This is a genomic window from Micromonospora rosaria (assembly GCF_001567585.1).
Taxonomy (GTDB): Bacteria; Actinomycetota; Actinomycetes; order Mycobacteriales; family Micromonosporaceae; genus Micromonospora; species Micromonospora rosaria.
This window is the reverse complement of sequence record NZ_LRQV01000047.1, coordinates 37,934-46,630: the sequence shown is the minus strand read 5'-3', so window position 1 is coordinate 46,630 and position 8,697 is coordinate 37,934. Positions and strand designations below refer to the sequence as shown.

Genomic DNA, 8,697 nt, shown 5'->3' with positions numbered 1-8,697 from the left:
AGCGCTCACGCTCGGGACCGTCAATACCTACCGGCGAGTAAAATTTTACCCGTTGACACCCCTCGGAGACATATATATGTTAGCGCTCACCTGCTGATCGGCCGGACGTTCACCGCCCGCGCCACCGCCGGACTCCCGACGCGGCGACCAGGTGCCCCGCGCTCGCCGGGACGCGCGCGCCGGCCGAGGACAGGCGTGGACCTCTCTCGCCCAAGGAGGCACCGTGGCCGCCGTTGTCGGCGTGTCGGAGTTGTGGGACCCGGCGGTCCGCCACGACCCGCACGGGTTCTACGACCGGGTCCGCGACAGCGGCGGGCCGGTGCTGCAGATCGACCCGGCGGGCAACCGGTTCTGGGTGATCGCCGGGCACGCCGACGTGCTGGCCGGGCTGCACCACCCGGCGATCGGGCACGAGGTCCACCGGCACCGGCCCGGCCACCCGGCGCCCGAGCACCGCGACCTGCCGGAGGCGGCGCGGATCGAGGCCCGGCAGCTCATCACCCTGGACCCACCCGAGCACACCCGCCTGCGCGGGCTGGTCAGCGGCGACTTCACGGCACGGGCCATGGCGCGGCTGGAGCGGTGGATCGGCGACCTCGCCGACCGGCTGGTCGCGCGGGCCCGTCGGCAGGGCCGCGTCGACGCGGTCACCGACCTCGCCGACCCGGTGCCGGTCAACGTCATCGCCGAACTGGTCGGCATCCCGGAGCCGGACCGGCCGCAGTTTCGCGCCTGGTCGGCCGCGATCGTGTCGGCCAGCGCCGACGGCCCGGCGGCCACCGTGGCGTTCGCGGCCTACCTCGACGACCTGGTGGCCCGACGCCGGGTGGACCCCGCCGACGACCTGGTGTCGCGACTGGCGGCCGACCGGGACGGAGCCGACCGGCTCGACCGCGACGACCTGGTGGCGCTGGTGCAACTGCTGCTCATCGCCGGCCAGGAGACCACCGTCGACCTGATCGTCAACGGCATCCGACTCCTGCTCACCCACCCCGAGCAGTGGCGGGCGCTGCGGGACCGGCCGGCGCTGGCGGCGGCGGTGGTCGAGGAGACCCTGCGGTTCCGGGGGCCGGTCGAGATCGTGCCACCGCGGTACGCCTTTGAGGACGTCGAGCTGGCCGGCGGGCGGATCCCCGCCTTCGACCGCGTCGGACTGTCGCTCTGGGGCGCCAACCGCGACCCGGCGGTCTTCGACCGCCCGCACGTGTACGACATCCACCGCACCGACGTCCGCCGGCACCTCGCCTTCGGGTACGGCATCCACTTCTGCCTCGGGGCCCACCTCGCCCGGCTGGAGAGCCGGATCATGTTCGAGCGCATCGCGGACCAGCTTCCCGACCTGCGCCTGGCGGTCGACCCCGCCGGCCTCGACGGCTTCCGGCTGCACCGCGACGGGTTGCCGCTCGACGTGTGAGGGACGAGGCGGAGCCACCGGGGCTCGGCCGACACCCCGGGTCTCCACTGTGCCGGCCGAAAACGTTTTCGGCAAGCCGTCCAGCTCATTACGACAAAGTTTCACGCTGTGTATGCGAATCGCCACCGCCCCACTCCTGAACAGTGGAAACCCGCCGCTCGCCCATCTTGCGCAATCACCGGGTCGGCCTTAATTTGCATAGACAACATTCAAAGTCTGTTCGATGGTCGTGCCGGCGGCCGTCGGGCCTGACGGAAGGGACGAGATGGGATCTCCCTATCGGAGGAGGGCACGGCTGCTGGTGGCCGTGACGGCTGTCGTCACCGGCGCGGCGGCAGCGGTTCTGGTGGCGGCGGGGGCGCAGGCCGCTGCCCCGGGGTGCCGGGTGGACTACCGGGTGACGAACCAGTGGCAGGGCGGGTTCGGCGCGGACGTGACGGTGACGAACCTGGGTGATCCGCTCACCGGGTGGCGGCTGACCTGGTCGTACGCGGCGGGTCAGCAGGTGGGCCAGGCGTGGAACGCGACCGTCACGCAGTCCGGGTCGCAGGTGACCGCGGTGAACGTGGGGCACAACGGCGCCCTGGCCACCGGGGGCAGCGCGTCGTTCGGGTTCACCGCCTCCTGGGCCGGGTCGAACCCGGTGCCGGCCTCGTTCGCGGTGAACGGCACCACCTGCACCGGTGGGGTCGCCCCGACCACCCCGCCCACCACCCCGCCGACGACCCCACCCACCACGCCGCCGACGACCCCGCCGACGACCAGTGCGTGGAATCCGCCGGCGAACCTGGTGACGCCGTTGAACCAGGTGTGGCAGCACCAGGAGCAGACGTACAACAACGGGAACCTGTACGGCTTCCGTAACTACGGGTGGGACCAGGTGATGGCCAACCGTGGGTACCTGAACTTCTGCGTACGGTGGGACTCCTCGGCGTCGGTGACGGCGGCCCAGCGGGACCAGATCCACGCGGCGTTGGCCCGGCAGTACAAGAAGTGGATGGACGTGATGGTCGGGCACAACGCCTGGCCGTACTCCGAGGTGCCGATCCGGGTCGTCGGGTGGGCGGTCCGCGACCGCGCCCAGTTGCAGTGGTCGGACACCTCCGTGGACATCTACGTCAACAACATCCGGGAGAACGCCCCGCAGTGCTCCGAGCCCTGCGGCCGGTTCTTCAACCAGAACGGCCAGTACCCGAACTGCCCGGGCGGGGTCGCCCGGCACTACGACCAGTCACTGTGGCTGACCGACGGGTTCGGCGGCGGCGCCGGGGGCGACTGGGGCCAGCGGATGGGCCGCGAGTACTTCATGAACAACATCAACGCCGCGAACATGACCATCCTGCTGCACGAGATCGGGCACACCTTCGGGCTCGACGACTTCTACGACTGGACACCCAGCGGCGTCGGCGGGTTCATCATGAAGGCCGGCAGCGCCAGCGCGATCACCGAGTTCGACACCTGGATGTTCCGCGACTGGTGGCGACACCTGAAGAGCCGCTACGGCTACTGAGCCCGCTCCCGTACCCGGTCGGGTCCGTCCCGGCCCGACCGGGTCCGGTGCCGCGCCGTGGACGCGGGTCGCCGCCCGGCTCAGGGGTCACCCCCGCCCGGTGACGACGCCGCTCCCGGCCCCGACGGCACCCCTCGGACCCCGATCGACCGCCTGGAAGGTGACGTGAGACGCCATGACGAAACGACGGTGGAGAATCCCCCACTGGCCCCGCCTGCTGCTCGCGGTCGCCGCCGCGCTGGTGGTGTCGGTGCCGCTGGGGTTGCCGGACCTGCCGCCGGCCTCGGCCGCGGCCAAGACGGTGTGGATCCCGGCGCGCTGGACCCAGACCGGGGAGGTCCCCTGGGTGCAGGAACGCACCCGGGAGTCGGCCAACTTCATCCTGCTGTGGGGTGACCGGTCCGGCACCGACCCGCGCACCGCGCCGGGAGAGTACCGGTTCGACCCCGCGAACATCCTCGACCAGCTCGAACGCCTCTACTCCTTCTACGTCAACGACATGCGGTTCACTCCGGAGACCGGGCTGCTCGCCCAGCACAAGATCATCGTGATCATCACCCGTACCTGGTCGAACGCGCCGCTGGACGCCTGGGCGACCGGCGGCTCCACCGACGGCCGGGTCGGGGTGATCAACATCGCGCCGGCGGCGGCCCAGCCCGGCTCCTGGGGGCTGGCCCACGAACTGGCCCACGTGTTCCAGAACTACACCTTCCTGGGCCGCTCCGGGTACGGCTTCACCCATCCCTCGGCGGGCACCTTCTGGGAGGCCAGCGCCGAGTTCATGGCGATGCAGGTGTACCCCGGGGCCGCCGCGGGCGACCTCACCCGGTTCATCCGCACCGAGAACCTGGCGTACAGCAGCAGCCGCCACCACTACGGCGCCTGGATGCTGTTGCAGTACATCAAGGAGCGCGACGGCCTGGCGATGTTCAACCGGATCTGGAACGAGGCCCGCACCACCGAACATCCGCTGGAGACCTACCGGCGGATCGCCGGGATCAGCCAGACCGAGCTCAACCGCCGGGTCGGCGAGTACGCCCAGCGGAACGTGACCTGGGACTACGCCAACCGGGCCGACGTCATGCCGTTCATCAACCGGCTGTACCCCTTCATCACCGCCTACAACGGGGTACCCGCCGAGGCGGTGAACGCCGCCGCCGGGCACTTCCGGATCTCCGACGCCCTCGCCCCCTCCGACTACGGGTACAACAAGATCAAGCTGGTGCCGAGCCAGGACGGCGGGCTGATCCGGATGCGGTTCCGGGGCCACGTCAACCCGGCGGCCGGCTCGGGCTGGACCTTCGGCTTCGTCGCGGTCCGCAACGGCACCCCCCGGTACGGGCCGCTGACCGTGGCCAGCGACGCCGAGGTGAGCTTCCAGACCCAGCCCGGTGAGCGGGAGGTGTACCTGGTGGTCACCGGCACCCCCGACACCGTCCACAAGTACGCCTTCCTGGAGGGCTACCCCCGCAACCACCGGTACCCGTACCAGTTCCGGCTCTCCGGGGCGGTGCCCTCCGGCTTCGAGCCCGGGTACGTCCGCCCCGCCGCCCCGGGCGGCGGCCGGTGGCACAGCAACGGCGGCGGATGGGTCGACAACCGGGCCACCGTCGCGGCCACCGCCTACGTCGGCCCCCGGGCCGCCGTCTACGGCACCAGCACCGTCACCGGCACCGCCCGGGTCGAGGACCTCGCCTGGATCAACAGCGGGGCCACCGTCGGCGGCAACGCGGTCGTCAGGAACAACGCCCTCGTGCAGGGCGGCGCCAACCTCGGCGGGAGCGTGGTGATCGGCGGCGACGCCGAGCCGGCCACGGCGTGCAGCGCCGGCACGTACCTGATCTTCAACCCGGACCGGCGCTGCGACGGCGGGCCCGGGGAGACCGACATCAACCCGCCCCACCCGACCTTCACCGACGCCCAGATGGCGATCAGCGGGGGCACCGGGCCGAACCCGACGCCCACCCCCACCACCCCGCCGACCACCGCCCCACCGACCAGCGGGCCGCCGACCACCACGCCGCCGACCACCGCGCCGCCGACCCCGGGCCCGGGCGGCTGCACGGCCAGCTACGCGGTGACCGGGCAGTGGCAGGGCGGCTTCCAGGGTGAGGTCACCGTCCGGGCCGGCAGCGCGCCGGTGGCCGGGTGGACCGTCACCTGGACGTTCGCCAACGGCCAGACGCTCACCCAGCACTGGGGTGCCACGGTCACCGGCACCGGCCCGACCGTGACCGCCACCAACGCGGAATGGAACGGCACCCTCGCCGCCGGCGCGACGACCAGCTTCGGCTTCCTCGCCACCGCCGGGGCGACCAACAACCCGCCCGCCCTCACCTGCCAGGCACGCTGACACCCGGCCCACCGCCCTGGTCGCGCGGCCAGGGCGGTGGGCCGATCCTGGGACGCTCAGACCGGGCGACCGCCCTGGATCACCGTGCGCCGGTCGGGCCCGGCCCAGAGCACCGCCGGGTCCTCGAACGGGTCGCCGGCCAGGACCACCAGGTCGGCGACGGCGCCGACCGCGACCCGGCCGAGGTCCGGCCGGCCGATGATCTCGGCGTTGACGGAGGTGGCGGAGCGCAACGCGGCGAGCACCCCCTCGACCTCCACCTGCAACCGCAGCCCGGTCAACTGCTCGTCCTCGAGCGGGCCCATCAGGTCGGTGCCGAAGCCGATGCGCACCCCGGCCGCCCGGGCGATCTCGATGGCCACCCGGCCGGCGTCGAGCACCTCACGGTTCTTCTCCCGGCCGACCGGGGTCAGCCCGAACTCCGCACCCCGGCGCTCCATGGCGTCGTACGCCGCGAGGGTGGGCACCAGGAAGGCGTCGTGCGCGGCCATGAGCCGCGCGGTGGGCGCGTCGAGCAGGTTGCCGTGCTCGACGGTGCGTACCCCGTTGCCGACGGCGTGGGCGATCGCGGCGGGCGAGTACGCGTGCGCGGCGACGTAGCTGCCCCGCCGGGTGGCCTCGTCGCTGACCGCCCGGATCTCCTCCGGCGAGTACTGCGGGATCCGGATCGGGTCGGAGTGGGAGATGACCCCGCCGGAGGCCATGATCTTGATGGCGTGGGCGCCCCGGCGGAACCGCTCCCGGACCGCGCGACGCAGCGCGTCGACCCCGTCCACCACCTCGCCCGTGTACGCGCCGCAGGCACACAGGTCGACGTCCCCGGGCCGGGGATCGCCGTGCCCGCCGGTCTGGGACAGGGCGGCTCCGGTGTAGAGGTAGCGCGGGGCCGGGATCAGCCCACGGGCGATCGCCTTCGCCAGCCCCGGGTCACCACCGGCGACGTCCCGTACCGTGGTGAACCCCCGCCGCAGGGCCGCCGCCAGCCGTCCCGCGCCGGCCAGGGCGAGGTAGCTCAGCGGGGTGGCCTCCAGCGCGAGCAGGTCGAGTTCCGTCCCGTACGCGTGGAAGTGCGCGTCGATGAGACCGGGGACGACGGTGCCGCCCCGGGCGTCGAGCACCTGCCCGGCCGGCCGGCCGGCGCCGCCGATCTCCGTGACGATCCCGTCGACGACGTCGATCCGACCCTCGGTCAGCGTGGCGGAGACCCCGTCGAAGATCACCGCGTTGACGATGGTGAGCTCCGGTGGCCCGGTCAGCGCGGCGCTCACGGCTCGGGGTGTTCCGCCCGGCCCGCCCACCGGCCCCGCACGTGCCCGATGTGCGCCCGCATCAGCCGTTCCAGGCCGGACCGGTCCCCCGCCTCGATGAGGTCGAGCATCTCGATGTGCTCCCGCGCGGAGGGCATCAGCTCCCCGGCCTCGGCGAGGCGGGTGAGCCCGAACAGTCGGGAGCGCGCCCGCAGCTCGCCGACCAGCGAGACCAGGTGGCTGTTGCCGATCAGGGCGAGCAGCTCCAGGTGGAACTGCCGGTCGTGCTCGATGTAGGCGATCAGGTCCCTGGCCTCGGCGACGTCGACGATCCGCTGGGCCATCGGCCGCAGCCGGGCCAGGTCCTCGGCGGTGATGACGTCGATCACCTGGACGGTGGTGGGCACCTCCAGGAGCCGCCGGATCTCGGTGAGGTTGTCGAGCTCCTGCTCGGACAGCTCGGTGACCCGGAAGCCCTTGTTGCGTACCGTCTCGACGAGGCCCTCCTTCACCAGGTCGAGCATCGCCTCGCGGACCGGCGTGGCGGAGACGCCGAACCGGGCGGCGAGGGTCGGTGCGGAGTAGACCTCGCCGGGGCGCATCTGGCCGGCCACGAGCGCCGCCCGGAGCGCGTTCGCGACCTCCCCGCGTACGCTCCGTCGCGCCCCCAGCGCCGGCAGTTCCAACGAGTCAGTCATCACGCCCCACCCTCCCTAGCCGGGCATACTACGCGGGGCGGTCGTTCCCGGCGGGCGGCACCCGGCCGGCCACCGGCGTGATCCGGGGTCACCGGCCGGCGGGCGCGACGGTCACGGTCCGCAGGGAGGTGTAGAAGTCCTGCGCCGCCTTGCCCTGCTCGCGCCCGCCGAAGCTGGAGTCGCGCTCGCCGCCGAACGGCAGGTAGAAGTCCACGCCCGCGGTCGGGGCGTTCACCTTGACCTGACCGGCCGCCGAGCCGTCGGCGAAGCGCAGCGCGGCGTCCAGGTCGGCGGTGAAGACGGCGGCGGAGAGCCCGTACCGCACCGCGTTCGCGGCGTCCAGCGCCGCGTCGAGGGTGTCGACCCGGCTCAGCGCGCAGATCGGCCCGAAGACCTCCTCCTGCTGGAGCAGGTGGTCCGCCGGCAGGTCGGTCAGCACGGTGGGGGCGACGAACCAGCCCGGCCCGTCGGCGGCCCGGCCGCCGGTGAGCAGCCGGCCGCCGGCGGCCACCCCGCTGTCCGCCGCCGCCAGGACCCGCGCCCGCGCGGCCTCGTCGATGACCGGGCCGACGGTGGTGTCCGGGGCGGCGGGGTCGCCGCAGGCCAGCGCCGTGACGGCGGCGACGAGGGCGTCGGTGAAGCCGGTCGGGTCGCCGACCAGGATGATCCGCTTGGTGGCGGTGCACTTCTGCCCCGCGTACCCGAACGCCGCGTAGGCGATCTGCCGGGCGGCGGACTCGACGTCGGCGTCCGGCAGGACCACCGTCGGGTTCTGGCCGCCCATCTCGCACTGCACCGGCACGCCCCGGGCCACCGCGCGCGACCCGACGACCGCGCCCACCGCGGCGGAGCCGGTGAACGAGACCGCGTCGCTCGCCGCGACGACCGCCTGGCCCGCCTCGGCGTCGCCGGGCAGCACCGTCAGGAGCCCCTCGGGCAGGTGCGGCGTGACCAGCTCGGCCAGCCGCAGCGCGCACGCCGTCGCCTGCGGCGCCGGCTTGAGCAGCACGGCGTTGCCGAAGGCCAGCGCGGGCGCGGCCTTCCACAGGGGGATGGCCAGCGGGAAGTTCCACGGGGTGACCAGTCCGGCGACCCCGCGCGGGCGACGCCGGGTGTACGCCAGCCCCGGGCCGCCGCTCGGCTCGTGCACCGCGCCGGTGGGGTCGTAGACCTGCTGGGCGTAGTACCGCAGCAGGGCCACCGCCCGGGCCACCTCGCCGCGCGCCTCGGTGACCGGTTTGCCCACCTCCCGCACGGTCAACGCGACCAGGTCGGCCGCGTCGGCCGCCACCGCGTCGGCCGCCGCGTGCAACGCCGCCGACCGGTGCGCGGGCGGGGCCGCGGCCCAGCCGGGTTGCGCCGCCCGGGCGGCCTCGGCGGCCTTCCCGACGTCGGCGGCGCTGGCGGCCGGGACCGACACGACGACCTCGTCCGGGCTCTGGGGGGAAACGGACAACACGACGGACATGCGAGAC

At 73.5% G+C, this 8,697-nt stretch carries 6 protein-coding genes; 3 read left to right on the top strand and 3 right to left on the bottom strand.

Annotation, left to right across the window (positions count from 1 at the left end; translation table 11 throughout):
• Positions 1-223 precede the first annotated feature (223 nt).
• From AWW66_RS14965 to AWW66_RS35330, 3 genes are all read left to right on the top strand, one after another.
• Positions 224-1,414, top strand: coding sequence for a cytochrome P450 (locus tag AWW66_RS14965; protein WP_083978502.1), 1,191 nt, complete (start codon positions 224-226; stop codon positions 1,412-1,414).
• A gap of 307 nt (positions 1,415-1,721) precedes the next feature.
• Positions 1,722-2,924, top strand: a complete 1,203-nt coding sequence (locus tag AWW66_RS14960) for a cellulose-binding domain-containing protein (protein WP_425413274.1) — start codon at positions 1,722-1,724, stop codon at positions 2,922-2,924.
• 175 nt (positions 2,925-3,099) lie between these two features.
• The gene (locus AWW66_RS35330; protein ID WP_067365896.1) at positions 3,100-5,277 is read left to right on the top strand and encodes a DUF6055 domain-containing protein; all 2,178 of its coding nucleotides are present in this window, start codon (positions 3,100-3,102) and stop codon (positions 5,275-5,277) included.
• Positions 5,278-5,333: 56 nt separating this feature from the next.
• Here the strand turns inward: AWW66_RS35330 and AWW66_RS14950 are convergent, their stop codons facing one another.
• The 3 genes from AWW66_RS14950 to AWW66_RS14940 form a co-directional block, all read right to left on the bottom strand.
• On the bottom strand, positions 5,334-6,545 hold the full coding sequence (locus AWW66_RS14950; RefSeq protein WP_245648323.1) for a metal-dependent hydrolase family protein: 1,212 nt from the start codon (positions 6,543-6,545) through the stop codon (positions 5,334-5,336).
• On the bottom strand, positions 6,542-7,222 hold the full coding sequence (locus AWW66_RS14945) for a GntR family transcriptional regulator (protein WP_067365893.1): 681 nt from the start codon (positions 7,220-7,222) through the stop codon (positions 6,542-6,544). The genes AWW66_RS14950 and AWW66_RS14945 overlap by 4 nt, the downstream gene beginning before the upstream one ends.
• Positions 7,223-7,310: 88 nt before the next feature.
• Positions 7,311-8,690, bottom strand: a complete 1,380-nt coding sequence (locus AWW66_RS14940) for an aldehyde dehydrogenase family protein (RefSeq protein ID WP_083978501.1) — start codon at positions 8,688-8,690, stop codon at positions 7,311-7,313.
• Between the last annotated feature and the right edge of the window lie 7 nt (positions 8,691-8,697).